This is a genomic window from Streptomyces sp. C36, from assembly GCF_040932295.1.
GTDB lineage: Bacteria > Actinomycetota > Actinomycetes > Streptomycetales > Streptomycetaceae > Streptomyces > Streptomyces triculaminicus.
Genome location: NZ_JBFQGI010000008.1, coordinates 92,420 through 118,170, shown reverse-complemented (window position 1 = coordinate 118,170; position 25,751 = coordinate 92,420). Strand labels below are relative to the sequence as shown.

Below are 25,751 nucleotides of genomic sequence, written 5' to 3'. Positions count from 1 at the left end.
CCCGGCCCCTCGGGGCCGGGCGTTCAACCCAGGGGGGTGAGCAGACATCGCCCCACCATCCCCACGCTCGCGTCGACGCGGTCGGTGAACTCCTCGGCCAGGTCGGGCAGCGTCCGCAGCGCCCACAGCGCGCGGAAGGAGGCCCAGGCGGCGTTCCGCGCGGCCTCGAGCGTCCAGGAGCCGACCAGATGCGTCAGCGGGTCGGCCACATCCAGCAGATCCGGGCCGGGCATCAGCTCCTCCCGGATCCGCTCCTCCATCATGACGAGCAGCTCGCCGATGCGGTGGAAGTCGCCCTCCAGCGCGCGCGGCTCCACGCCGAGCGCCCGGCAGGTGTCGGTCAGGGCCAGGGCCAGGTCGTGGCCGATGTGGGCGTTGATCCCCGCGAGCGCGAACTGCAGGGGTCGTACGGCCGGGTGCCCCCGCAGCTGGAACAGCGGCCGCCAGCAGGCCGGCGCGGGGCGTCCCGCGGCGACCTGGTCGACGGCGCGCAGATAACGCCCGGCGAAACGCACGTCGAGCTCGGCCGCCGCCCGGTGGTCGCGGAAGGCGCCCGCTCTCACCCGGCGGCCGATCTCCTCCGTGACCGACAGATAGACGCGGTTGAAGACCGCCACCCCGTCCCCGGGCGGGAGCCCGGCCTCGAGCCCCCGCATTCTCGCCACCACCCCGTCGATGCCGACGGAAACCGCCAGCCGCGCCCCCACCTTCGTCATGGACACAGAGTGACAGCTGAACACGGAGCGTAGGCGATTCGGGGCTCTATTTAGCCCGAACGGGTGAACGGTTCTGGTGAAACGATTCCTTCGGGACCCGGCCGGGCGGGCCCCAGCCGGGGTCAGGTCCCGCCCGCGACCCGGCGGGGTCAGGCCCCGCGCGGCTCCGGGCCCTCGCCGGCCGCGCCGCCGGCCACCCCGTCGCCGTAGCCGCTGGTGCCCGCGTCCAGCAGTGGTTCCTGCGCCTTGAGGTGGGCCGGGGCCAGGGCGCGCAGCGCGTGGTAGCCGCTGATGACCACGATCGTGCCGAGGGCGATGCCGCTCAGCTCGAAGTTGTCGCTGATCTTCAGGCTGACGCCGCCGACGCCGATGATGACGCCCGCCGCGACCGGCACCAGGTTCAGCGGATTGCGCAGGTCGACCTTGTTGTGCACCCAGATCTGCGCGCCCAGCAGGCCGATCATGCCGTAGAGGATCACGGTGATGCCGCCCAGCACGCCGCCCGGGATCGCGGCGACGACCGCGCCGAACTTCGGGCAGATGCCGAAGAGCAGGGCGAAGCCCGCCGCGGCCCAGTAGGCGGCGGTGGAATAGACGCGGGTGGCCGCCATGACGCCGATGTTCTCGGAGTAGGTGGTGTTGGCCGGGCCGCCGACCGCCGTGGAGAGCACCGTGGCCGCTCCGTCCGCGGCGATCGCGGTGCCCAGCTGGTCGTCCAGCGGGTCGCCGGTCATCTCGCCGACGGCCTTGACGTGACCGGCGTTCTCCGCGATCAGCGCGATGACGACCGGCAGCGCCACCAGCGCCGCCGACCAGCCGAAGCTCGGCGCGTGCAGCGAGGGCAGGCCGATCCAGTCCGCCGTGCCGACGCCGGACAGGTCCAGCCGCCAGTGGTCGACGGCCTGCGTGCCGCCGTGCACCGAATGGATCTTCCCGAAGAGCCGGTCGAGGAGCCAGGAGAGGGCGTAGCCGAAGACCAGGCCGAGGAAGATCGCCACGCGGGACCAGAAGCCGCGCAGGCAGACCACGGCGAGCCCGGTGAAGAGCATGGTCAGCAGCGCGGTCCACTGGTCCTGGGGCCAGTAGACGGTCGCGGTCACCGGCGCCAGGTTGAAGCCGATGAGCATCACGACCGCGCCGGTGACCACCGGGGGCATCGCCGCGTGAATGATCCGGGCGCCGAACTTCCGTACCGCCAGCCCGCTCAGGAACAGCGCCACGCCGACCACGAGGATCGCGCCCGTGACCGCCGCGCTGTCCCCGCCCTGGGCCCGGATGATCGCCGCGACCCCCACGAAGGAGAGGCTGCAGCCGAGGTAGCTGGGCACCCGGCCGCGGGTCGCCAGCAGGAAGATGACCGTGGCGACGCCCGACATCATGATCGCGAGATTCGGGTCGAGGCCCATCAGGACGGGCGCCACGAACGACGCGCCGAACATCGCGACCACATGCTGCGCGCCCAGGCCCGCGGTCCTCGGCCACGAGAGCCGCTCATCCGGTCTGACGACGGCTCCCGGGGCGGGGGTGCGCCCGTCTCCGTGCAGGGTCCAGCGCACGCCGAGGCCCATGGCTGCTCCATATGTCGCGTTGTGGTGATCCGGACCATGCTAAGCCGGGCCGCGTGGTGCTCCGTCTCGACGGTGGAGGGGGCGGGTGTTGCTGCGATCGGCGCAATTAGCCCCCCGTAGGACTGTACGGCCAGGAACACCGGCTGTTTATCAGTTCATGGGAGGTATGCGTGTTGTGTCCGATTTCCTGCAATTCAGGAGACACACATGCGTAACCTCGTCGGCCGCACAGCGGCCGCCGCGTTCATCGCCGGCGCAACCATCATTCCGCTCGCCGGAGTGGCCCAGGCCGCGCCGCAGATCGCGTCGGGCGCCCAGTCCGCGAGCTGGGACGACGACCACGACCGAGGCCGTGACCGCGGCCGCGACCGTGACTGCGACCGAGACAAGGGCAACCGCCACGACCGTGACAAGGGTCGTGACAAGAACAAGGACCGCGACAAGGGCCGGGACAAGGGCCGCGACCGCGACCGCGACCGTGACCGCGACCGTGACCGCGACCGCGACTGCGACCGCGGGCGCGACCGTGACCGGGACCGTGACCGGGACGACTGCGACCGCGGGCGTCACCACCGGGACCACGACCGGGACGACTGCGACCGCGGCCACCGCCACGGCAGCTGGAGCCGCGACTACAGCTGGAGCCACAGCAACTGGGGCCACAACAACTGGGGTGGCAACTGGGGTGGCATCTTCATCGGCAAGTGGAAGAACAACGGCTGGGGCGGCCACGGCGGTTGGGGCGGCCACCACGACTGCGGCCACAACAACTGGGGCGGCGGCTGGGGCGGCCACAACAACTGGGGTGGCGGCTGGGGCGGCCACAACAGCTGGGGTGGCGGCCACAGCAGCTGGGGCCACGGTGACGACTGGGGCGGCGGCCACCACCGCAAGTCGGACGACTGCGACGACAAGTGGGGTGGCGGCCACCACGGCGGCGGCCACGACCGCGGCCACGACGACTGCAACGGTCACGGCGGGCACGGCGGCCACTGGGGCGGCGGGCACGGCTGGGCCATTGTGATCTGACCCTTCCGCGCCTGACGGTTCCCCTCCACCGCGGGCCGTGGCCGAACCCTTCGGGGTCCGGTTCACGGCCCGCGGCGGCGTGTCGTACGGGCGAGGGCGGGGGACGGCCGGGCGGCGGGTGGCACGCGCAGGACGCCCGCCCCCGCGACCAGTCCCGCCGCCAGCACGGTCACCAGGGCGAAGGACACCACGAGCGACGTGGCGTTCGCGATCTGCCCGATGACGGCCGGCGCCACCAGCGCCGAGGAGTAGACGATGGTCGCCACTCCGGCGATGGCCTGGTCCGGCCGCGGCCCGCCGCGCCCGGCGGCCGCGAAGGCCAGCGGGACGACCACGGCGATCCCCACGCCCAGCAGGCCGAACCCGGCGATCACCGGCGCCGGCCCGGCCGAGGAGACCACCAGCGCCCCGCCGAGGACCGCCACGACGCCGCTCGCCCGTACGGTCCCCACCGGACCGAACCGTCGTACGACGGCGTCGCCGGCGAAGCGGGCCAGCGCCATCGCGCAGGCGAACGCCGTGGTGCAGGCGGCGGCCGTGCCCGGATCGGAGCCGATGACATCGCGGAGGTAGACGGCCGACCAGTCCAGGCTCGCCCCTTCGGCGAAGACCGCGCAGAACCCGACCGCCCCGATGGCCAGCGCGGACCGCGGGGGCGGCGAGAACCGCGGCGGGGGCCGCTCGTCGCCGGCCGGGCGCAGGTCCAGCACCCCCTGACAGGCGGCCACGCCGAGCAGGACGAGCCCGCCGGACGCCAGGGCGAAGTGGAGCCGGGCGTCCGTCCCCGCGTGCGCGGCGACCGTGCCCGCGGCGGAACCGGCGAGCGCGCCCGCGCTCCACATCCCGTGCAGTCCCGACATGATCGAGCGGCCCAGCCGCTCCTCGGTGCGCACGCCGAGCGCGTTCATGGCGACGTCCGCCATCCCGGACGTCGCCCCGTACACCGTGAGCGCGGCGCAGAGGGTGGGCAGGGAGGGGGCCAGGGCGGGCGGCACCAGCGAGACGCACCACAGGACGAGCAGCAGGCGCAGCCCGGCCCGGGTGCCGAGGCGATGGGCGACGCGCCCCGCGAGCGGCATGGCGACCGAGGCGCCGACCGCGGGGCAGACGAGCGCGAGGCCGAGCAGGCCGGATCCGATGCCCGTGTGTTCCTGGATCCAGGGGACGCGGGTGGCGAAGCTGCCGGTGACCGCTCCGTGGGCGGCGAAGACCGCCGCGATCGCGATCCGTGCCCGGCGCAGCCGGGGATCCCCGGGTTCCGCAGGTGTGCGCATGCCGCTCCCGTTCGCCGTCGGCCCGCTCGTGCGCTCTCAGTCCATCAGCAGGAGCCCTGGTCCTGCCAGACCCCCCATGGGCCGGTGGTGCCGGGCTCCTCGCCCCGCGTCCACCACTTGGCCTTCCAGGAGTGGGACTTCCACGAGACCGTGGCGCCGCCGTTGTAGGCGGCCTCCTGGTCCCAGGCCGGCGCGGTGCAGGTGCCGCCGGTGGGAGTGCCGGTCGGGGTTGCTGTCGGGGTCGCCGTCGGGGTCGCGGTGGGGGTGCCGGTCGGGGTTCCGGTCGGCGTGGGCGTCGGTCCGCCGGGGTCGACCACGGCGGTGCCCCGGGCCAGGTCGCCGGCCAGGGCGTACGTCCGGCCGCCGAAGCTCACGGTCCAGTTGGAGGGCGTGGACGTCGGCAGGTAGTAGACGAAGTCGATGTCGGCCGAGGCGCCCGGCGCGAGCGGCTGGGAGGCCGGGAGCTTCACCGAGACCCGGTGGTAGTCGCCCTTGAGGCCGCCGATGTTGCCGGTCCCGGGGTGGTCGCTGCGGATGACCTTCAGGCCCCAGCCCGACTGGTCCTTGGCGTTGCCGGGCGCGGAGGTGGCGTAGTCGAACTGCAGCTCGGCGCCGCCGGGGATGGTGGTCTTGGTGTTGTTGGTGAGGTGGATCTTCGGGTTGATCGGGTAGTTGGAGTCGCCCAGGGGGAAGCCGGTGACGTCGACGCCGAGGTCGATCGCCTGGCTCGGCAGGTCCGTCGTCGCGCGCCGCGCGCCGTAGCCGGGGGCGGACCTGAACGCGTCGTACAGGGCCGTGGTGAGCGTGGAGCCGGGCTCGTACTGTCCCTTGCCGGCGTTCCAGCCGTAGTCGCCGGCGAGCTCCCAGATCATGGTGCCGCCGAGCCCCTTGTCCACGACGTACTGGGCCTTGGCCTTCACCGACTGCTCGTCCTCGGTGGAGAGGAAGACCTTCTTCTCGGCGTTCCACAGCCAGGGAGCGGTCAGCGTGGCGTCGTAGCGGCGGGCGTAGGTGCCGGTGAGCTTGGTGCCGGCCGGGAAGCCGTACGCGGGGGCGTAGTCGCCGACGACGCCCTTCTCCAGGTTCTTCGCGTGCCACATCGGGTTGGACCCGGCGGGCGACTCCTTGCCGTCGTCGTCCTTGTCGTGCCAGAGGTTGTCGATGCCCACCGCGCCGTCGCCGCAGGTGGTCAGGCCCGACCCGGCGGGACAGGAGGACGACTTCGCCGTTCCCCACAGGCCGTCGGTGCCGCCGGTGACGTTCTTCCAGCCGCGTGTGTAGTACGGCAGGCCGAGGTTGACGCGGCCCGGCGGGAGGGCGCCGCGGAAGTAGTGGTAGGCCCAGTCGCCGTTGAGGTAGCCGATGCCGCCGTACTGCCCGGCGGTGTAGACGCCCCACTTGGCGAGTTCGGCGTCCTTTCCGTCGTCGTACAGCGCGGCGTTGGGGCCGACGAACTCGTTCCAGGCGCCGTGCAGGTCGTACGACATCACGTTGACGTAATCCAGGTACTGCGTGCTCCGGTACGTCTCCATGCCCCGCAGAAGATAGCCGGACGAGGGTGCGGCGACGGAGAGGAGATAGTGCTTTCCATCGGTGGCACCGGCCCGGTCGAGTTTCTCGCGAAGCGTTTTGAGGAGGGCCGCGTATCCCTTGTTGAGACCGCCGCGCCGGGCGTTGGCGAGGGCCCAGTCCTTCGGGTGCCCGGCGTCCTTCATCGAGGTCGGGTACTCGTAGTCGATGTCGACGCCGTTGAATCCGTATTTCTTGACGAACGCGACGGCGGAATCCGCGAAGGTGTCGATCCCGGCCTGGTTGACCGATCCGTCGGCGTTCGTCGCGGTCTTGTAGAAACCGCCGGAGTCGACGCGCTTGCCGTTCTCGTCGATATAGCCGCCGGTCTCCGCCCAGCCGCCCACGGAGATGAGCGTCTTCACCTGCGGATGCCGTTTCTTGTACGTGTTCAGCAGGTTGAAGTGGCCCTTGTAGGGGAGGGCCGGGTCCATGTCGGCGCCGGGGACGCCGGGCCAGGTCATTCCGGTCGCCGGATTGTTCGCGCCGTCCGCGCCGACGGAGATCCTGTCGTCGGGGCCGACGTGCGCGAAGGCGTAATTGAGGTGGGTGACCTTGTCCCAGGGGATGTCCGGGGCGAGATAGGCGGGAGTGCCGTCCTTGCCGGTGCGCCAGCCGGTGAAGTAGCCGATGACGCGGCGCTGGTGGTCGGCGCCCATCTTCTCGCGGCCGGCGGCGTCGTAGACCGAACAGTAGGGGACGTCGACGCCGGGCGTGGCGTACAGGCCGTCGGGGCGGCAGGCGGACTGGTCCTCGGCGTGCGAGGGCGTCGCGGAGAGCGTGCCGGCCAGGAGCGCGGCCACGGCGGTGGCCGCCGAGGCGAGGGCGACGCGCCCTCGGACGCGGATACCGGCCGATCGGTTTCCGGTGGGTCTGCCGGGGGTTCTCGTACGGGACAACACGTTCGGTTCCTCCAGTGGGGGGCTCGTGACCGAGCGATGCGGGGGGTGTGCGACGTGCTGTGGCCCGTGGTGCGCGCGCACCGGCGGGCCGTACTCCGCGGAGGTGTGGCAGAGGTTAAAAGGACTAGACCAGTGCGTCAATAGGTATGGACCAAGTGCGCGGCGATCCGGCGGGCCCCTCCGGGTGTGAGCCCGCGCACTCTGTCAAGTCCCCGTGGACACCGTGGCGCCGTCCGGCGTACGCTCGGACTCGTCGGAGCTGCGGCATTTGATGATTCCGCAGGTCAGACACCTTGTACTGTAAAATTGATCGAATTTACGCAGCGCACTCCGGGGTCGGTGAAAGTCCGAACCGGCGGTTATAGTCCGCGACCCGACCGCACACCAGCGGCCGGTTGACCAGGTGGAATTCCTGGACCGACGGTTAAAGTCCGGATGGGAGGCAGTGCGCGGCGGGCACGCATCGGCACACCGTCACAGGTGGCACGGAGCGGGCGCCCCTCGTGGCGTACCCGCATTCCCGTCCCCCTGCCCGGTGATCATCCGCTGTGGCGTACCCGCTTCCTCGTCGTCCCGTACGACAGCCCCGGAGTCCGTGCCCGAAGAGGCAGGAGGACCCCGGTGGCCACCGCTACCGAAGCAGACGCGATGCGACGCGCCATCGTGCTCGCGGCCCGCGCCCTCGGCTCCACCAGCCCCAACCCCGTCGTCGGCTGTGTCCTCCTCGACGCGGAGGGCCGCACCCTCGGCGAAGGACTGCACCACCGCGCCGGCGAGCCGCACGCCGAGGTCAACGCCCTGCGCGCCGCCCGGGAGGCGGGCCACGACGTCCGCGGTGCCACCGCCGTCGTCACGCTGGAGCCCTGCGACCACACCGGCCGCACCGGCCCCTGCACCCGCGCCCTGATCGAGGCCGGCGTCGCCCGCGTCGTCTACGCCGTCTCCGACCCCACCTCCGACGCCCGCGGCGGCGCGGCCACGCTCGCCGCCGCCGGCATCGACGTCGAGGGCGGCCTGCTGGCCGACCGGGCCGCCGCCGGCAACGCCGCCTGGCTCTCCTCCGTCCTGCACGGCCGCCCCTTCGTGGTGTGGAAGTACGCCGCCACCCTCGACGGCCGCAGCGCCGCCGCCGACGGCACCAGCCGCTGGATCACCTCCGCCGAGTCGCGCGCCGACGTCCACCGGCTGCGCGCCGAGGCCGACGCCGTCGTCGTCGGCTCCGGCACCCTGCGCGCCGACGACCCGCACCTGGCCGTCCGGGGCGCGCCGCCGCAGCGCCACGAGCCCGTCGTCCAGCCGCTGCGCGTCGTCGTCGACACCAACGCCACCGTCAAGCCGGGCGCCCGGGTCCTGGACGACGCCGCCCCCACCCTGATCGCCGTCGCCGAGGACGCCGACACCACGCACCTGCCGGGCGTCGAGACCGTACGGCTCCCGCGCGCCGCGGGCGCCCCCGGCCTCGACGTGCGCGCCCTGCTCCGCGCCCTGCACGAGCGCGGCGTGTGCTCCGTCCTGCTCGAGGGCGGCTCCACCCTCGCCGGCGCCTTCCTGGCCGCCGGCGCCGTCGACCGGGTCATCGGCTACCTCGCCCCCGCGCTGCTGGGCGCCGGTCCGACCGCGCTCGGCGACGCCGGAATCGGCACCATCGCCCAGGCGTTGCGCCTGGACGTCACCGACGTCGCCCGGCTCGGCCCCGACCTGCGGATCACCGCCACCCCCCAGGCTTCCGCCTTCGCCACCGCCCCCGCCTTTGCCAACGCCACCGAGGAGAACTGAAGTGTTCACCGGAATCGTCGAAGAACTGGGAGAGGTCGTCACCGTCGAGAAGCTCGACGACGCCTCCCGTTTCCGGCTGCGCGGCCCCCTCGTCACCGAAGGCGCCAAGCACGGCGACTCGATCGCCGTCAACGGCGTCTGCCTCACCGTCGTCGACACCGAGGACGGCGAGTTCACCGCCGACGTGATGGCCGAGTCCCTGAACCGCTCCAGCCTCGGCGCCCTCGTCCCGGGCTCCCGCGTCAACCTCGAGCGCCCCATGGCGCTCGGCGGCCGCCTCGGCGGTCACCTCGTCCAGGGCCATGTGGACGGCACCGGAACCATCCTCGAGCGCATGCCCGCCGAGCACTGGGAGATCGTCAGGATCGGCCTGCCCGAGGGACTGGGCCGCTACGTGGTGGAGAAGGGCTCGATCACCGTCGACGGCATCAGCCTCACCGTCGTCGCGGCCGAGGCCGACTGGTTCACCGTCAGCCTCATCCCCACCACCCTCGCCCTGACCACCCTCGGCCTCAAGCAGGCGGGCGACCCGGTCAACCTCGAGGTGGACGTCCTCGCCAAGTACGTCGAGCGGCTGCTCGGCCACCGCGCCGGTCAGGAGGGTGCCGCGTGAGCGCCCTCGCCTGGCTCAACGGAGAGGCCTTCACGGCCTTCGGCCAGCATGTGATCTGGTCCGACATGATCGGCAACTCCGTCGGCCTCGCCGCCCTCGCCCTCGGCTGGCGCCGCTCGATATGGACCTGGCCCGCCCAGTTCCTCTCGGGCGTCATCCTCGTGGCCGCCTACGCCTCCGCCCACCTCAGCGGCGGCATCGGCAAGCAGCTGCTGGTCATCGGCGTCGCCACATGGGGCTGGCGGCAGTGGACGCGCGGCAGCCGCGGCGCCCAGGACGGCTCCATCGCCGTCCGCTTCGCCACCTGGCGCGAGCGCGCCGTGCTGCTCGCCGGCACCGCCGTCGGCACCCTGGCTGTCGGCTCCCTGTTCACCGCCGTGCCCGAGCTGTCCTGGAACCCCTGGCCGGACGCCTACATCTTCGTCGGCACCCTCGCCGCAATGGTGGCCCAGGCCCGCGGCCTGGTGGAGTTCTGGTTCGCCTGGCTGCTCGTCGACGTGGTCGGCGTCCCGCTCGCCTTCGACAGCGGGCTCGCCTTCTCCGGCTTCGTCTACGTCGTCTATCTCGTCCTCGTCCTGTGGGGCATGCGCGACTGGTGGCTGCGGTCGCGCACGAGCCTCAAGGCAGCGTCCGTCGCGGAAGGAGCAACGGCATGACCGCCGTGCAGAGCTGGTACGAGACCGAAGGCGGGGACGCCGACGTGCTGGCCCTCGATCCCGTCGAGCGCGCCATCGCCGACATCGCCGCCGGCCGGCCCGTCGTCGTCGTGGACGACGCCGACCGTGAGAACGAGGGCGACCTCGTGGTGGCCGCGGAGAAGATCACCACGGAGATCGTGGCCTTCATGATGAGCGAGTGCCGCGGCCTGATCTGCGTGCCCCTGGAGGAGCCGGACATCGACCGGCTCGACCTGCCCCAGATGGTTACGCGCAACACCGAGTCCATGCACACCGCCTTCACCGTCTCGGTGGACGCCTCCCGCGCCCACGGCACCGACACCGGCATCTCCGCCGCCGACCGCGCCACCACCATCCGGCTGCTGGCCGACCCGACCGCCGTCCCCGGCGACTTCGTCCGCCCCGGACACGTCTTCCCCCTGCGCGCCAAGCCCGGCGGCGTCCTCGCCCGCAACGGCCACACCGAGGCGGGCGTCGACCTCGCCCGGCTGGCCGGGCTGCGCCCCGCCGCCGCCATCGTGGAGATCGCCGGGGAGGACGGCGCGATGCTGCGCCTGCCCGAGCTGGTGCCCTTCGCACGCAAGCACGGCCTGTCGATCATCTCCATCGAGGACCTGATCTCCTACCGCAGGTCGGCCGAGCCCACCGTCCGCCGCGAGGCCGAGACCCGGCTGCCCACCGCCTTCGGCGACTTCCGCGCCTACGGCTACCGCTCCACCGTCGACGGCGTCGAGCACATCGCGCTCGTCGCCGGCGACCTCGGCGAGGGCGACGACGTACTGGTCCGCGTCCACTCCGAGTGCCTGACCGGCGACGTCTTCGCCTCGCTGCGCTGCGACTGCGGCCCCCAGCTGCACGCCTCCCTGGAGCGGATCGCCACCGAGGGCCGCGGCGTCGTCCTCTATCTGCGCGGCCACGAGGGCCGTGGCATCGGCCTGCTGCCGAAGCTGCGCGCCTACGAGCTCCAGGAGGACGGCCGCGACACGCTCGACGCCAACCTCGAACTGGGGCTGCCCGCCGACGCCCGCGACTACGCCGCCGGCGCGCGCATCCTCGCCGACCTCGGCGTGCGCTCGCTGCGCCTGCTGACGAACAACCCCGACAAGACCGCGGCCCTCGTGCGCCACGGGCTCAAGGTCACCGGCCGCGAGCCCATGCCCGTACAGGCCGGCGAGCACAACCTGCGCTACCTGCGGACCAAGCGGGACCGTATGGGGCACGACCTGCCCTGGCTGGACACCGAGCGCGTGTCCGCCTGCGGCAACCAGTGATCACACCACACCGACCGAGGAGTACAGACACGTGAGCGGCAAGGGCGCCCCCCAGCTGAGTGTGAAGAACTGCCAGGACCTGCGGGTGGCCGTGATCGCCGCGCAGTGGCACGAGAAGGTGATGGACGGACTCGTCGACGGCTCCCTGCGGGCCCTGCACGAGCTCGGCATCGACGAACCGACCGTCCTGCGCGTCCCCGGCAGCTGGGAGCTGCCCGTCGTGGCCAAGGTCCTCGCCGGCCGCGGCTACGACGCCATCGTCGCCCTCGGCGTCGTCATCCGCGGCGGCACGCCGCACTTCGAGTATGTGTGCCAGGGCGTCACCGAGGGCCTGACCAAGGTGTCCGTCGACACCGGCGTCCCCATCGGCTTCGGCGTACTGACCTGTGACACCGACGAGCAGGCCCTGGACCGGGCGGGGCTCGAGGGCTCGTCGGAGGACAAGGGCCACGAGGCGGTCACCGCGGCCGTCGCCACGGCGGTGATCCTCCGTTCGGTGTCCGAGCCCTGGCACTGACGGCGGGGCGGACCGGCGTAGGGTAGGACCACCATGTCCAAGAAGACGTTCGAGGAGCTCTTCGCCGAGCTCCAGCAGAAGGCCTCCGCCGACCCCGCCACCTCCCGTACCGCCGAGCTGGTGGGCAAGGGCGTCCATGCCATCGGCAAGAAGGTCGTCGAGGAGGCGGCCGAGGTGTGGATGGCCGCCGAGTACGAAGGCGCCGAAGCCACCGCCGAGGAGATCTCCCAGCTGCTGTACCACCTTCAGGTGATGATGGTGGCCCGGGGGATCTCCCTCGACGACGTATACGCTCATCTCTGACCGGCAGGACGTCGCACTTCCCGCCCTTCCGGCTCATCCGGCACAACAACCCCACGCACAAAGGAAACCGCCCTCATGCTGCGCATCGCCGTCCCCAACAAGGGTTCTCTCTCCGAGCCTGCGTCGGCGATGCTCCATGAGGCCGGCTACCGCCAGCGCAAGGACCGAAGGGAACTCGTCCTCGTCGACGCCGAGAACGAGGTCGAGTTCTTCTTCCTGCGCCCCCGCGACATCGCCGTCTACGTCGGCTCCGGCAAGCTCGACATCGGCATCACCGGCCGCGACCTGCTGCTCGACTCCGGCTCCCGGGCCGAGGAGATCATGCAGCTCGGCTTCGCCGGCTCGACCTTCCGCTACGCCACCCGTCCCGGCACCGCCAAGGACGTCGGCGACTTCGGCGGCATGACCATCGCCACCTCCTTCTCCGGCCTGGTCACCAAGCACCTCGCCGACAACGGCGTGGACGCCGACGTCGTGCACCTCGACGGCGCCGTCGAGACGGCCATCCAGCTCGGCGTCGCCGAGATCATCGCGGACGTCGTCGAGACCGGCACCACCCTGCGCAACGCCGGGCTCGAGGTCATCGGCGAGCCCATCCTCACCTCCGAGGCCGTGGTCATCCGCCGGCACGGCGCGCCGGTCGACGACCCCAAGGTCCAGCAGTTCCTCCGCCGCATGCAGGGCGTCCTCGTCGCCCGCCGCTACGTGATGATGGACTACGACATCCGGGTCGAGCAGGTGGACCGCGCGGTCGCCCTCACCCCGGGCCTGGAGTCGCCGACCGTCTCCCCGCTGCACCACGAGGGCTGGGTCGCGGTCCGCTCGATGGTCCCCTCCCGGGACGCCCAGCGCATCATGGACGAGCTCTACGACCTCGGCGCCCGGGCCATCCTCACCACGGGCATCCACGCCTGCCGCCTCTGACCGCGTCCCGCGCCCACCGAGACCACCGAGAGAGCACCGAGAAAGAACGTACGACGTGTCCACCCCCGTGCCCGTGAGTGGCCTTCCCCTGCTGCCCGTCACCTTCCGCCCGACCCGTACCCGGGTCGTGCTGCTGAGCATCGGCACCGCCCTGCTGGTCGCGCTCACCGTGATGTCGCTGCTGCTGGAGACGCTCACCACGGGGGACCGGATCACGTTCATCTGCACCGGCCTGCTCGGCCTCGGCGTGCTCGCCCTGCTCAGCCGCCCCAAGGTCGTCGCCGCCGAGGACGGCGTCACCGTCACCAACCTCACGACGACCCGGCGGCTGGACTGGGCGCAGATCGTCCGCGTCAACCTGCGCTCAGGCGACGCCTGGGTCCACCTCGACCTCTCCGACGGCACCAGCCTGCCCGCCATGGGCATCCAGCCCGGCATCGCCCGGGACCGGGCCATCGCCGACGCGCGCGCCCTGCGCGCGCTGGTCGAGGCGCACGGCACAGGCCACTCCGCGACCTGAATCGCCGCCACTCCCACTTCCTTGATTACTCTGGTGCCACGGGCACACACGTGCCCCGCCCCACGACCGGGGCACCTGCGGACCAAGGAGTGAATCCCTCCGGCGATGGACGGATCGTCCTGTAGTACCTGCGCCGCCCCCCACGGCGAGGCGGCGTCATGAGTATCACCGTGTCCCTGCTGCTGCTCGCGGCAGCCCTGCTCCTCATCCTGGCGAACGGCTTCTTCGTCGCCGCCGAGTTCGGTCTGGTCACCGTCGAGAAGCCGGAGGCCGAACGGGCCGCGGCCGACGGAGACCGCCGCGCCGGTACGGTGGTCGCCTCCCTGCGGGAGCTGTCCTTCCAGCTCTCCGGCACCCAACTCGGCATCACCATCACCTCCTTGGTGGTCGGCATGCTCGCCGAGCCCGCGCTCGGCCGGCTGCTCACCGTCCCGCTGACCGCCGCCGGCCTGCCGGACGGCGCCGCCCCCGGCGTCGCCGTCGTGGCCGGCATGCTGCTGGCGTCCGCCGTGCAGATGGTCGTCGGCGAGCTGGTGCCCAAGAACTGGGCCGTCTCCCGGCCGCTGCAGGTCGCCCGGTTCGTCGCCGGCCCGCAGAGCGTCTTCGCCCACTTCTTCCGGCCCGTCATCACCCTGCTCAACACCGTCGCCAACCGCCTGGTGCGCGCCCTGGGCGTCGAGCCCGCCGAGGAGCTGGCCTCGGCCCGCACCCCCGGCGAACTCGTCTCGCTCGCCCGGCACTCCGCCCGGGCCGGCGCGCTCGAGCAGGACACCGCCGACCTGTTCGTCAGGACCCTCTCGCTCGGCGGCCTGACCGCCCAGCATGTGATGACCCCGCGGGTGAAGGTCAGCGCCCTGCAGTCCACCGCCACCGCGGAGGACGTCCTCAACCTCACCCGTGCCACCGGCCTCTCCCGTTTCCCGGTCTACCGGGAGCGCCTGGACGAGGTCATCGGCATGGTGCACCTCAAGGACGCCCTCGCCGTGCCCGGCCACGACCGGCTGCGCACCCCCGTCGGACGGATCGCCGTGGCCCCCCTCCTCGTCCCCGGCAGCCTGCCGGTGCAGCCGCTGCTCGAGCAGCTGCGCAGCAGGCAGCCGATAGCCGTGGTCGTCGACGAGTACGGCGGCACGGCCGGAGTGGTGACGCTGGAGGACATCGTCGAGGAGCTCGTCGGCGAGGTCCGCGACGAGCACGACGCCCTGGACGCCGGCCGGCCCGACCTGGCCGCCGTCCCCTGCGAGGACGGCCGCCCGGCCTGGGAGGCCGACGGCGCCTGCCGCGTCGACGCGCTGCGCCGCATCGGCCTGGAGGCGCCCGACGGGCCCTACGAGACCGTCGCCGGACTCGTCGCCGGCCTGCTGGGACGCATCCCCGTCCCCGGGGACGGCGCCGAGCTGCCCGGATGGCGGCTGTCGGTGCGCAGGGTCGGCCACCACCGGGCGGAGCGCGTGCGCTTCGTACGGACGGACGTCCCGGCGGGAGTGCGCCGATGAGCGTGCTGCAACTCCTCCTCGCCGTGCTGCTGGTGCTCGCGAACGGCTTCTTCGTGGGCGCCGAGTTCGCCCTCGTGTCCGTACGCCGCAGCCAGATCGAACCCCGGGCCGCCGAGGGCTCGGGCCGGGCCCGCACGGTCCTGACGGGTCTGGAGAACCTGCCGCAGATGATGGCGGCCGCGCAGTTCGGCATCACCGTCTGCTCGCTGACGCTGGGCGCGGTCGCCGAGCCGACCGTGGCGGAACTGCTGGAGCCCCTCTTCCACGCGGCGGGGCTGCCGCAGGGGCTCATCCACCCGCTGGGCTATGTGATCGCGCTGGCTCTCGTGATCTTCCTGCACCTGGTCATCGGCGAGATGGTGCCGAAGAACCTGGCCATGTCCGCGCCCGACCGGGCCGCGCTGTGGCTGGGCCCCGGGCTGGTCACCTTCGCCCGGCTGTGCCGGCCGGTCACCCGGCTGCTCGGCGCGTGCGCGCACGGCGTGCTGCGGCTGTTCAGGGTCGAGCCCAAGGACGAGGTCGAGGCCGTCTTCACCAGCGAGCAGCTCAACCGCCTGGTCGACGACTCCCGCCAGGCCGGGCTCCTGGAGCCGGAGCAGCAGGAGCGGCTCGAGGACGCGCTGGGGCTGGGCAGCCGGCCGGTGACGGAGGTGTTGCTCGACCCGGCCACGCTGGTGACGGTCGACCCGTCCGTGACGCCCCGGCAGATCGAGGAGCTGACCGTGCGCACCGGCTACTCCCGCTTCCCGATATGCACCTCCCCGGGCGGTGCCTTCATGGGCTACCTGCACGTCAAGGACGTCCTGGACCTGGAGGACCGGGAGCGGGCGGTGCCGCAGCACATCTGGCGGCGCGTGCAGACCGTACGGGCCGAGCTGCCGCTCGACGACGCGCTGACCGTCATGCGCAGGGCCGCCGCCCACCTGGCGGCGGTGACCGACGCGTCCGGGCGGGTGCTGGGGCTCGTCGCGCTGGAGGACGTGCTGGAGATGCTCGTCGGCGAGGTCCGCGACCCGGCGCACCGGGAGGTCCCGGAGGCACGGGCCCCCGAGACGCAGGACGCGATGGCGGGCTGAGACGTGGGGTGAGGGGGCCGGATCCGGCCCCCTCACGACGAGGGGTCCTGCGGATCGCGCGCGTCGCCCTGGCGGCGGCGCGGAGCCCCCCAGCCAGGCCCCGAGAGGATCTCGCCGTAGGCCTGCATGAGGTCGGGCAGGCGCAGGGTGGCGAGGTCGTCGCGGGTGGGCGTGCCCGGGTACGCCGACAGCCGCAGGTCGCGGTACGCGCAGCTCTTCTCGTACAGGGTGCGCAGGAAGCGGCCGTTGCCCAGCTCGTCGATCCAGCCCTGGTCGACGACGTGGCCGCTGATGCTGCGGAGTTCCTCCAGGGCCTCCTCGTCCCACGCGTCGCCGTTCTCCGCGGCCAGCACCTCGCCGATCGAGGTGAGTTCGGCGGGGCGGTAGCTCGGGAAGTCCACCCGGGTGGTGAAGCGGGAGTGCAGCCCGGGGTTGGCGGCCAGCAGGCGGTCCATGCCCTCGGGGTAGCCGGCGAGGATGACCACCAGGCGGTCGCGGTTGTCCTCGGCGCGCTTGAGGAGCACCTGCAGCGCCTCGTCGCCGTAGGCGTCGCCCTTGCTGTAGCCGGAGTTGGAGAGGCTGTACGCCTCGTCGACGAAGAGCACCCCGCCGAGGGCGGAGTCGATCAGCTCGTTGGCCTTGACCGCCGTCTGGCCCAGGAACTCGCCGACCAGGTCCGCCCGCTGGGCCTCGACCAGATGGTCCCCGCCGAGCAGACCGAGGGCGTAGAACACCCGGCCGAGGATGCGGGCGACCGTGGTCTTGCCGGTGCCGGAGGGGCCGGAGAAGACGAAGTGACGTTTGGGCGGCTGGACGGGCAGGCCCTGGCCGGCCCGCAGCCGGGCCATGTGCAGCTGCGCGGAGAGCGCCCGCACCTGCCGCTTGACGGGCTCGAGGCCGACCATGCGCTCCAGCTCGGCGAGCGCCCTGGCCAGCAGCACCGGGTCCGACCGGCCCGGCAGCGGCGCCGGGCCGCCCTGGGCCGGGACGCGGAACTTCTCGCGCACGCCGTCGGCCTCGACGGGGGCGCTGCCGACGGGGTCGGTGTCCGGGCCGGTGCCCGTGAGGACGTCGAGGGCGTCGGGCACCCCCTGCGGCTCGCTGTCGGCGGCCGGGTCGGCGGCCGGGCCGCCCAGCGGCACGGAGGCGAGGTCCAGGTGGTCGTCGTCGAGGCCGTCGCCGTCCGCGTCGGCGATGGCGGTCAGCCGGGCGGCGGTGTCCATGAAGGAGGGGTCGACGCGGTGCACGGCGCGGTAGAGGGGGAGGGCCGCGGCGCTGCGGCCGGTGCCCTCGTGGGCGCGGGCGAGCCAGTAGCGCAGCTCCTTGCGCTGCGGCTGCTCGCTGCGGCAGCGCATCAGCGCGGCGGCGAGCAGCGGCTCGGCGTGTCCGTACATCTCCAGCCGGACCCGGGCCATGCCGCCGAAGAGCCCCGCCTCGATGCCCAGCAGCGGGTCGTCGAGCAGGGGTTCGGTGTGCCGTACGAGCTGGTCCCAGTCCTTGACCAGGTAGGCCCGGCACGCGTGGAGGAAGCGCACCTGGGGGTCCGCCTCGACGGGCGGGCAGTCGGCGAGAGCCCGGTCCAGCTCGGGGACGTGCCGGCCGTCGAGCCAGTGCGAGGCGTGGGCCAGCAGCAGGTCGCGGCCGCTCTCCAGCACCGGCTGAACCCACCAGCCCAGCCAGTACCAGGAGTTGAGCGGGCGACGGTGGCGGGCGCGCTGCTCGCCGAAGCGGTCGCGGTGCCGGTACATGCGCAGCAGCGCGGTGGTGGTCTCGGCGCGCAGCGCGTGCAGGCCGAGCCAGGCGTCAGCCATTCCGGGATCGGCGCGCACCGCGGCCCGGAACTCCTGCTCGGCCTCGGTGTAGGCGCCCATGGTGTAGGCGTCGACGGCGCGCAGCCAGGCGAGATCGGCCGGGGCGGGCGGGCCCTGCATGCCGAGATCCATCACGTCCCCCACAAACCTGCCCCCGTAGCGTGCAGTGCCGCCGGGCGAGTGCCTTGGCCGCGCCTTTCCGAACCATTGTGCTGTGGACGGGAGTTGACCATCACTGTCGTGGTGCCGGCGCGCCCGGACCGGCGGTGCCCGCCGACGGGTGCGCCGCCTCGCATCGTACCTGCGCGATCGGTGTCGGCCGAAGGGTGCGGGGGCGCGCTTGACGGTGGGAACGCGAGCCGGGGGCGGTCGTGGAAGCGCCCCGGAGAGTGGTCACGGTGGGTGACGCGGGGGCGGACCGGACGGTGAGGCAAAGCGCTCAAATCGTGACGCGGCGGGCAGTACGAAGCCCCCGATCACGGGGGAACAACCGGGGGCTTCGCGTCTGCAAGCGGCCTGGGTGGGCCGCACATTGAGAACGTAAGACCTGTACGGCCCCTGGGTCAAGCCGAGTTGGGGCAGTAGGCGGGGATCGTTCGCAGGGGTGGCACCGGCCGGCCGCCGACGGATCACGGACGGTGAGGGAGGGGGTCGGTCAGTCGGTTTTCCGAGGCCCCGGAAGCAACTCGTACCCCTCATTACCCTGCAGCACCAGGAGTTCGGCGTAGGGCCGGGAAGGGTCGGTAGTGAAATGGGCGCGCTCCGCTCGCTTCCAGCCGTCCCAGAATTCGGTCAGTTCGGGGCCGTCGCGAAGTTGACCCCTTTCCCAGGAGCCCTCGTTGGCCAACTCCATCCACAACAGGCAGGCGAGATAGGGGCGAAGAGCCCTCCGGCCCGCGCCGACGCCCTCCACCAGCACCACCGGCGCCGCCGGCAGCTCCCGCTCCGCTCCGAAGCGCCGCGCCACCCAGTCGTACGCCCGGTACCGCGCGCTCTCCCCCCGGGCGAAGGGCGCGAGGATCCACTCGGTGAGCCGTCCGGTCCACTCGAACAGCTCCTCGTGCGTCGCGAGATCGTCCAGATGGAGGACCGGAGCGCCGCCCAGCGCCGCGGCCAGCCGCTCGCCGAAGGTGGTCTTCCCCGATCCGGCGTGCCCGTCGACGGCGACCAGGCGCACCGGGCCCACGGACGGCGGCAGCGCACGCAGCCGGCGGGCGAGCGCGGCGAGCGCGCCGGGGCCGGTCGGGCCCGAGGGATCCGGGTGGTCCGAGGGGTCTGTGGGTTCCGAGGGTTCCGAGGGATCCGATGGGTCCGACGGGTCCGGGCGGTCCGAGGGGTCCAGGGGCCGGAATTGATCGTTCACCGGACCACCCTAGGACCGCCCCGCGCCCCGCACGGCATTCCCGCCGGTATCGGGGACGCGCCGCGCGGGCATCACTGGCCGTGGACCGCCGCAGCCGCGATAGTGGTCCGGCCGGTGCGGACCTCCACCGGGCCGGACCGCGCCCGCAGCCCCATCCACCGACGACTGGGGGACCACCGTCATGACCAGCAGACCCACGCCCCGCCGAGCCGTGCTCACCGCCGCCCTCGCCGTCGCGGCCGCCGCCTCGCCCTTCGCCTCGGCCACGCCCGCCTTCGCGGGCGCGTCCGGGAGCGGCCCCGGTCCCGCCGAAGGGGCCGTCGACCACCGCGCCTGGGCCACGTTCCCGCAGTGGTCCGGCGGCCGGGGCGCGGGCACCCGTGTCATCGGCAGCACCCGGCCCGGGCTGGTCGTCGGCGACCCCATCGGCACCCACGAGTACCGCGACCCGCACACCGGGACGACGGCGGCGTGGGAGTACGCCACCTGGCTCTCGCCCGTGCGCACCCTGCCCGCACCCGCGACCGAGGTCGTCGTCTCCTTCAACGCCCGCACCCCCGCCGGCACCTGGCTCCAGACCGAACTGCGCGGCACGTACACCGACCGTACCCGCACGCCCTGGTACGTGATGGGCCGCTGGACCTCCGGCGACGCGTCGGGCGACATCCGCAGGACCTCCGTCGACGGCCAGGGCGACGGAAAGAGCAGCGTCTCTACCGACACCCTCGCCGTCGACAACCCCGCGAGCGGGCTGCGCCTGGCCTCCTACGAGCTCCGGCTCACCCTCTACCGCCGGCCCGGCACCCGTCTGACGCCGACCGTCTGGCGGCTCGGCGCGATGGCCTCCGACATCCCCGACCGCTTCACCGTCCCCGCCTCCAGGCCGGGGGAGGGGGCCGGCCACCGGCTGCGGGTGCCGCGCTACTCGCAGGAGATCCACAAGGGGCAGTACCCCGAGTACGACAACGGCGGCGAGGCCTGGTGCAGTCCCACCTCCTCGCAGATGGTCATCGAGTACTGGGGCCACCGGCCGAGCCGGGAGGACCTCGCCTGGGTCGACCCCGCCTACGCCGACCCCCAGGTCTGCCACGCCGCCCGGCACACCTACGACAACCAGTACAAGGGCTGCGGCAACTGGCCCTTCAACGCCGCCTACGCCGCCACCTACCCCGACCTGCAGGCCGTGGTCACCCGGCTGCGCTCGCTGAACGACGCCGAGCGGCTCGTGCGCGCGGGCATCCCCCTCATCACCTCGCAGTCCTTCCTCGCCTCCGAGCTCGAGGGCGCCGGGTACGGGACGGCCGGCCACCTGATGTGCGTGGTCGGTTTCACGGAGAGCGGCGACGTGGTGGCCAACGACCCGGCGAGCCCCTCGAACGCGGCCGTCGAGCACGTCTACCGGCGCAGGCAGTTCGAGAACATCTGGCTGCGCACCAAGCGCCACAACGCCCAGGGGGAGGTCAGAAGCGGCTCGGGCGGCATCTGCTACCTGTACTTCCCGCTGCGCCCGACGACACGTCAGGCGCGGGCGCTGGCCTCGGTCGGGGTGCGCTGAGCCGCGCCCGGGCGGCGGCTCGTCGGCCGCCGTCCGGGACCCCCGCACGTACGGTGCATAGCTCCTTCATGTGATCATTTGCTCCAGTGACCCGATGAAGCGATCAATGGTGTGATGTTTGGCGCGTTCCGGCGCCGGGCCGGCATGGCCCGGGTTCCCCGGCGAAGGAGATGCATGTCACGCGGTCGGGTGGTTTCGAACCACCTCGAACGACACACCCGCAGGAGGCGAAGGTGAGTGGTGGCCGAATGCGGATCGCCCATTTCCGCTTGCTACTTCCATTCGAACGGGCGATCAGTAGCCTCTGCTCAACACCCCTGAGATGAGCTGGAGACACAGTCTGATGGAGCGTTCCACCCGGGCCCCCCAGGGCATCGACCCGTCCGTACCGAACGAGCCGGGCCCGGCGGTCCGCACGCGGGGGGAAGGATGGCGGGGTGCGGGCCGAGCGGTCGGTTCTGCATCGCTGATGGGCCCTCAAAAAGGCGGTGCGCGCGGCGCCGCGGAGCGGCGGTCGGGGGCGGTCGCGGCGGCCCCGACCGCGTATGCAGGACCGGCAGGGGTGGGGCGGAAGCCGTGAGCCGAGTGAGCAGTGGCAGAATGCTGCCCGTGAATCAAACCGCCTCCCCGGTTTCGTACGTCGCCATGGGTTCCTCCGGGACCGCCGTGGAGACCGTCGGCTCCGATGCCCGGGACGACCGGCTGAGGCGCTTCGCCGCCATCTGGAGCCGCGCGGTCCACCCCGCCCTGACGGCACCGGCCATGGCCCGCGCCGAGTTCGAGCGCTATCTCGTTCCGCTCGCCCGCACGCTCAGCGACGCGCTGAGCGCCCGGCCGTTCGACCCCCGGCCCGCCGCATCGGTCGGCGAGGCCCTGGTCCGGGCGCACTGCACCGACCCGGACGCCCTGCCCCTGATACTCGGCGTCATCGACGCCTACCTCGTGCTCTACTGCCCGCCCGACCGGCCCATGCCCGCCGAGGAGAGCCGGGCCCGCTGCTCGCGGCTGCAGCACGCCGTCGCCGCCGGCTTCGCCCGCGCCCTGCACGAGCGCACCCTCGTCGAGCAGGAGGCCGTCTGCGGCGCCGCCCTCGCCGCCCAGGCCGAGACCGAACAGGCTCTGCACCGCAGCGAGGCCCGCTTCCGCGCGGTCTTCGAGGGAACGGCCGTCGGCGTCGGTATCGCGGACATCGAGGGCCGCATCATGGACGTCAACAAGGCGACCCTGCGGATGTTCGGCAACCTCCAGAGCACCCCCACCGGCCGCAACGTCGGAGAGCTCGTCCACCCCGACGACGCCCCCGACTTCTGGGCCCTCTACCACCAGCTGGTACGCGGCGAACGCGACCACTACCGCGTCGAGAAGCCGTACTACCGCAGCGACGGCAGCGTCCTGTGGACCGACCTGTCCGTCGCCCTGCTCCGCGACACCTCCGGCCGGCCCCAGTACCAGCTCGCGCTCATGGAGGACATCACCGAGCGCCGGCAGCTGCACGAACGGCTGCGCTACGAGGCCACCCACGACGCCCTCACCGGCCTGCCCAACCGCACGCTCTTCTTCGAGCGCCTCGACCACGCCCTCGAACCCCGCGCCGACGGCTCGCGCCGCGTCAGCCTCTGCTACCTCGACATAGACGGCTTCAAGGCCGTCAACGACAGCCTCGGCCACACCGTGGGCGACCAGCTGCTCGTCGCCGTCGCCGAACGGCTGCGGGCCTGCGTCACCGGCTCCGGCGAGCTCGTGGCCCGCCTGGGTGGCGACGAGTTCGTGGCCCTGATCACCGGCCCCGCCGCCCCGGGCGACGCCACCGCCCTCGCCCGCCGGATGCTGGCCGCCCTCGCCGAGCCCGTCCACCTCGACGGCCGCCACCTGTCCGTACGCGCCAGCATCGGCGTCGTCGACGGCGCGGCCGGCAAGCGCGGCGCGGCGGAGGTGCTGCGCAGCGCCGACATCACCATGTACCGCGCCAAGGCCGCCGGCGGGAACCGCTACGAGCTCGCCGACGCGGACTCCGACGCCCGCGCCATCGCCCGGCACAGCCTCACCAACTGCCTGCCCGCCGCGCTCGACAACGGCGAGTTCTTCATCGAGTACCAGCCGCTCGTGCGCCTGTCCGACGGCACCGTACGAGGCGCGGAGGCCCTGGTCCGCTGGCTGCACCCGGCCCACGGCGTGCTCGGACCCGACCAGTTCATCCCGCTCGCCGAGAGCACCGGGCTGATCGTGCCGCTGGGGCGCTGGGTCCTCGAGGAGGCCGCCCGCCAGGCCCGCTCCTGGAAGTCCGCCGGACAGTACGAGGGCCCGCTGCGCGTCAACGTCAACCTCTCGCCGTCCCAGCTGCGCTACCCCGGCCTGGTCGCCGACACCGTCGCCGTCCTCGACGACGCGGGCCTGGACCCCACCGCCCTGTGCCTGGAGGTCACCGAGAACGCCCTCATCGGCGCCGACGAGGACGAGCTCCGCCCGCTGCGCGAGCTCGCCGACCTCGGCGTCGACATCGCCCTCGACGACTTCGGCACCGGCTACTCCAACCTGTCGTACCTGCGCCGGCTGCCGGTCAGCACCCTCAAGCTCGACCGGTCCTTCACCCGCGGCATGCAGCGCGCGCCCGCCGACCCCGTCGACGTGAAGATCGTCGAGGGCATCGTCTCCCTCGCCCACACCCTCGACCTGTCGGTGACGGTCGAGGGCGTGGAAACGGGTACCCAGGCCGACCACCTGCGTTTACTGGGCTGCGACACCGCCCAGGGCTGGTACTACGCCCGGCCCGGCCCCCCGGAGCGCCTGCACACGCTCTCCCTCGCGGACGCGTCCTCGTCCTGAGGGAGGCCCGCCGCGCCCTCGGCGGCGTCCCCGTCGCCGAGGACCCGCGCCTCGTGATCCGTCAGCAGCCGCGAACGGATCAGGAAGCGCACCCCCTCGGGGGCCTCGAGCGAGAAACCGCTGCCGCGCCCCGGCACCACATCCACCGTCAGGTGGGTGTGGCGCCACCGCTCGAACTGGTCGGCCGACATCCAGAACCCGACCGGCTCGTCCACCTCGCCGACCACCAGCTCGGCCAGGAGCACGTCGGAGGCGCCCGTACGGAACTCGCCGCGCGGGTAGCACATCGGTGAGCTGCCGTCGCAACAGCCGCCGGACTGATGGAACATCAGCGGTCCGTGCCGGGTGGTCAGGTCGCGGACGAGCCGCGCCGCGGCGGGCGTCAGCGCGATCCGCGACACGTCGGGTAAGCGTGCGTTCATGGGCCATCTCTCCTTATTGCGTCTCGAATCGTGTCGAGAGAGGTCAGCCTGCCCCGTGCCGGGCCTGATCGCCAGAGCAGGGCCCGGGCCGCCCGGCACGGGAGAGAAAACCGCTGGTGGCAGGGGCCGCACCGGGCCGAGAATGACCGGCATGGCGCAGCAATGGGACCATCTGGTCGAACAACACTCCATCCTGACCGTGGTCGTGGGGTCGCGTGCCTTCGGGCTGGCGACCGCCGGATCGGACACCGACCGGCGCGGCGTCTATGTGGCCCCCACCGAGGACTTCTGGCGGCTGTCCAAGCCGCCCACCCACCTCGAGGGCCCCCTCCCGGAGCAGTTCGCCTGGGAGGTCGAACGCTTCTGCGGGCTCGCCCTGTCCGCCAACCCCAACCTCCTCGAGGTCCTGCACAGCCCGCTCGTCGAGCACCGCACACCGCTCGGTACGGAACTTGTCGAGCTCGCCCCGGCCTTCCTCTCCCGGCGCGTCCACCAGACCTTCGGCCGCTACGCCGAGACGCAGTTCGCCAAGGCCCGATCCGCCCGGGAACGCGGTGGCGAGCCCCGCTGGAAGAACGTCGTCCATATGCTCCGCCTGCTGATCAGCGGCTCCGTCCTGCTCGAGACCGGCACCCTGCGGACGGACGTCGGGGACGACCGGGACCGCCTCCTCGCGGTGCGCCGGGGGGAGGTGCCGTGGGAGGAGGCCCAGGCCTGGCAGGAACGGCTGGCCACACGCCTGGACCGGGCGCTGGAGCACAGCCCGTTGCCCGAGCGGCCGGACGCCGCGAGGGTGGAGGACTGGCTGGTCTCCGTACGGCGCCGGGCGCTGGGTACGGGGCTGGGCGAGTGAAGTCACCGGAGCATCACATGCACGACCAGCATCAGCATCAGCACCAGCATCACCACACGTACGGCCCCACCGCGGTGCGCCGGCACGACACGCGCCACGAGCCTCGGAAGCATCAGATCCGCGCGTCGTACACGGACTCCACGGTCACCGTCTACCAGGCGTACGCCCCGGCCATCGGGCTGCCCGCGGCCCGCGACGGACGCTTCCCCGGCAGCTGGAAGCGCGACCGCATGACATGGATCAAGCCGTCGTTCCTGTGGATGATGTACCGCTGCGGCTGGGCCGCCAAGGAGGGCCAGGAGACGGTCCTGGCCGTCGAGATCAGCCGGGAGGGCTTCGAATGGGCCCTCCGCAACGCCTGCCTGTCGCACTACGAGCGCGGCCTGCACCCGGACGCGGCGGAGTGGAAGCGCCGGCTGAGGCAGGCGCCCACCCGCGTCCAGTGGGATCCGGAGCGTGACCTCCGCCTTCAGGCCCTGCCGTACCGCTCCCTGCAGCTGGGCCTCGCGGGCGAGGCGGCCCGCCGCTACGCGGACGAGTGGACGGTCTCGATCACCGACGTGACGCCGCTCGCGGCCGAGATCCGCCGCCACGTGCACGAGGGCGCGCTGGACGACGCCGCCCGCCTGCTGCCCGACGAGCGTCCCTACCCGGCGGACGACGCCCTCCTCGGCCATCTGCGGGCCTGACCGG

22 protein-coding genes and 1 riboswitch are annotated in these 25,751 nt (G+C 72.7%); of the genes, 15 read left to right on the top strand and 7 right to left on the bottom strand.

Features of this window, described 5'->3' with window-relative positions; genetic code table 11:
• Nucleotides 1–23 precede the first annotated feature (23 nt).
• Together AB4K12_RS24030 and AB4K12_RS24025 are read right to left on the bottom strand one after the other, a co-directional pair.
• The gene (locus AB4K12_RS24030) at nucleotides 24–716 is read right to left on the bottom strand and encodes a DUF5995 family protein (protein ID WP_368436165.1); all 693 of its coding nucleotides are present in this window, start codon (nucleotides 714–716) and stop codon (nucleotides 24–26) included.
• Nucleotides 717–865: 149 nt separating this feature from the next.
• Entirely contained in the window at nucleotides 866–2,284 is a 1,419-nt protein-coding gene (locus AB4K12_RS24025; RefSeq protein ID WP_368436164.1) for a uracil-xanthine permease family protein, read from the bottom strand.
• A 207-nt stretch (nucleotides 2,285–2,491) separates the two neighbouring features.
• Between AB4K12_RS24025 and AB4K12_RS24020 the strand changes: the two genes are divergently transcribed.
• The gene (locus tag AB4K12_RS24020; protein WP_368436163.1) at nucleotides 2,492–3,313 is read left to right on the top strand and encodes a hypothetical protein; all 822 of its coding nucleotides are present in this window, start codon (nucleotides 2,492–2,494) and stop codon (nucleotides 3,311–3,313) included.
• A 62-nt stretch (nucleotides 3,314–3,375) separates the two neighbouring features.
• Here the strand turns inward: AB4K12_RS24020 and AB4K12_RS24015 are convergent, their stop codons facing one another.
• Together AB4K12_RS24015 and AB4K12_RS24010 are read right to left on the bottom strand one after the other, a co-directional pair.
• A complete protein-coding gene (locus AB4K12_RS24015; protein ID WP_368436162.1) occupies nucleotides 3,376–4,587 on the bottom strand; it encodes an MFS transporter in 1,212 nt (403 codons plus the stop codon).
• A gap of 44 nt (nucleotides 4,588–4,631) precedes the next feature.
• The gene (locus AB4K12_RS24010; protein ID WP_368436521.1) at nucleotides 4,632–7,004 is read right to left on the bottom strand and encodes a glycosyl hydrolase family 18 protein; all 2,373 of its coding nucleotides are present in this window, start codon (nucleotides 7,002–7,004) and stop codon (nucleotides 4,632–4,634) included.
• A gap of 375 nt (nucleotides 7,005–7,379) precedes the next feature.
• Nucleotides 7,380–7,511, top strand: a riboswitch (FMN riboswitch).
• Nucleotides 7,512–7,679: 168 nt separating this feature from the next.
• Between AB4K12_RS24010 and ribD the strand changes: the two genes are divergently transcribed.
• The 10 genes from ribD (at nucleotide 7,680) to AB4K12_RS23960 (ending at nucleotide 16,231) form a co-directional block, all read left to right on the top strand.
• On the top strand, nucleotides 7,680–8,834 hold the full coding sequence (gene ribD / locus AB4K12_RS24005; protein WP_368436161.1) for a bifunctional diaminohydroxyphosphoribosylaminopyrimidine deaminase/5-amino-6-(5-phosphoribosylamino)uracil reductase RibD: 1,155 nt from the start codon (nucleotides 7,680–7,682) through the stop codon (nucleotides 8,832–8,834).
• A gap of 1 nt (nucleotide 8,835) precedes the next feature.
• The gene (locus AB4K12_RS24000) at nucleotides 8,836–9,447 is read left to right on the top strand and encodes a riboflavin synthase (RefSeq protein ID WP_086574940.1); all 612 of its coding nucleotides are present in this window, start codon (nucleotides 8,836–8,838) and stop codon (nucleotides 9,445–9,447) included.
• Nucleotides 9,444–10,103 carry a nicotinamide mononucleotide transporter family protein gene (locus tag AB4K12_RS23995; protein ID WP_207247222.1) on the top strand — a complete coding sequence of 220 codons (660 nt, stop codon included), beginning with the start codon at nucleotides 9,444–9,446 and terminating at the stop codon, nucleotides 10,101–10,103. The genes AB4K12_RS24000 and AB4K12_RS23995 overlap by 4 nt, the downstream gene beginning before the upstream one ends.
• The gene (locus tag AB4K12_RS23990) at nucleotides 10,100–11,395 is read left to right on the top strand and encodes a bifunctional 3,4-dihydroxy-2-butanone-4-phosphate synthase/GTP cyclohydrolase II (RefSeq protein ID WP_368436160.1); all 1,296 of its coding nucleotides are present in this window, start codon (nucleotides 10,100–10,102) and stop codon (nucleotides 11,393–11,395) included. Before AB4K12_RS23995 ends, AB4K12_RS23990 begins: the two co-directional genes overlap by 4 nt.
• 31 nt (nucleotides 11,396–11,426) lie before the next feature.
• Nucleotides 11,427–11,912, top strand: coding sequence for a 6,7-dimethyl-8-ribityllumazine synthase (gene ribH / locus AB4K12_RS23985; protein ID WP_086574934.1), 486 nt, complete (start codon nucleotides 11,427–11,429; stop codon nucleotides 11,910–11,912).
• 33 nt (nucleotides 11,913–11,945) lie between these two features.
• On the top strand, nucleotides 11,946–12,215 hold the full coding sequence (locus tag AB4K12_RS23980) for a phosphoribosyl-ATP diphosphatase (RefSeq protein ID WP_086574932.1): 270 nt from the start codon (nucleotides 11,946–11,948) through the stop codon (nucleotides 12,213–12,215).
• Between the two features lie 75 nt (nucleotides 12,216–12,290).
• Nucleotides 12,291–13,139: an ATP phosphoribosyltransferase gene (gene hisG / locus AB4K12_RS23975; protein ID WP_368436159.1), complete on the top strand. Its 849-nt coding sequence runs from the start codon at nucleotides 12,291–12,293 to the stop codon at nucleotides 13,137–13,139.
• A 73-nt stretch (nucleotides 13,140–13,212) separates the two neighbouring features.
• Nucleotides 13,213–13,659, top strand: a complete 447-nt coding sequence (locus tag AB4K12_RS23970) for a PH domain-containing protein (RefSeq protein WP_368436158.1) — start codon at nucleotides 13,213–13,215, stop codon at nucleotides 13,657–13,659.
• 164 nt (nucleotides 13,660–13,823) lie between these two features.
• A complete protein-coding gene (locus AB4K12_RS23965; protein WP_368436519.1) occupies nucleotides 13,824–15,155 on the top strand; it encodes a hemolysin family protein in 1,332 nt (443 codons plus the stop codon).
• Complete coding sequence (locus tag AB4K12_RS23960; RefSeq protein WP_368436157.1) at nucleotides 15,152–16,231, top strand: hemolysin family protein; 1,080 nt, start codon at nucleotides 15,152–15,154, stop codon at nucleotides 16,229–16,231. The genes AB4K12_RS23965 and AB4K12_RS23960 overlap by 4 nt, the downstream gene beginning before the upstream one ends.
• A gap of 32 nt (nucleotides 16,232–16,263) precedes the next feature.
• Here the strand turns inward: AB4K12_RS23960 and AB4K12_RS23955 are convergent, their stop codons facing one another.
• Nucleotides 16,264–18,174 carry an AAA family ATPase gene (locus AB4K12_RS23955; protein ID WP_368436156.1) on the bottom strand — a complete coding sequence of 637 codons (1,911 nt, stop codon included), beginning with the start codon at nucleotides 18,172–18,174 and terminating at the stop codon, nucleotides 16,264–16,266.
• Between the two features lie 523 nt (nucleotides 18,175–18,697).
• Nucleotides 18,698–19,249 (bottom strand): uridine kinase, encoded by a 552-nt coding sequence (locus AB4K12_RS23950; RefSeq protein WP_368436517.1) that lies wholly within the window; start codon nucleotides 19,247–19,249, stop codon nucleotides 18,698–18,700.
• 337 nt (nucleotides 19,250–19,586) lie between these two features.
• Between AB4K12_RS23950 and AB4K12_RS23945 the strand changes: the two genes are divergently transcribed.
• Complete coding sequence (locus AB4K12_RS23945; RefSeq protein ID WP_368436155.1) at nucleotides 19,587–20,960, top strand: peptidase C39 family protein; 1,374 nt, start codon at nucleotides 19,587–19,589, stop codon at nucleotides 20,958–20,960.
• Between the two features lie 645 nt (nucleotides 20,961–21,605).
• Entirely contained in the window at nucleotides 21,606–23,783 is a 2,178-nt protein-coding gene (locus AB4K12_RS23940) for a putative bifunctional diguanylate cyclase/phosphodiesterase (RefSeq protein ID WP_368436515.1), read from the top strand.
• Here the strand turns inward: AB4K12_RS23940 and AB4K12_RS23935 are convergent.
• A complete protein-coding gene (locus AB4K12_RS23935; protein WP_368436154.1) occupies nucleotides 23,717–24,205 on the bottom strand; it encodes a DUF779 domain-containing protein in 489 nt (162 codons plus the stop codon). The two genes, AB4K12_RS23940 and AB4K12_RS23935, sit on opposite strands and share 67 nt — an antisense overlap.
• 151 nt (nucleotides 24,206–24,356) lie before the next feature.
• Between AB4K12_RS23935 and AB4K12_RS23930 the strand changes: the two genes are divergently transcribed.
• Entirely contained in the window at nucleotides 24,357–25,058 is a 702-nt protein-coding gene (locus AB4K12_RS23930) for a nucleotidyltransferase domain-containing protein (protein WP_368436153.1), read from the top strand.
• A 17-nt stretch (nucleotides 25,059–25,075) separates the two neighbouring features.
• Nucleotides 25,076–25,747, top strand: a complete 672-nt coding sequence (locus AB4K12_RS23925) for a DUF4291 domain-containing protein (RefSeq protein ID WP_368436152.1) — start codon at nucleotides 25,076–25,078, stop codon at nucleotides 25,745–25,747.
• The last annotated feature ends 4 nt before the right edge of the window (nucleotides 25,748–25,751 follow it).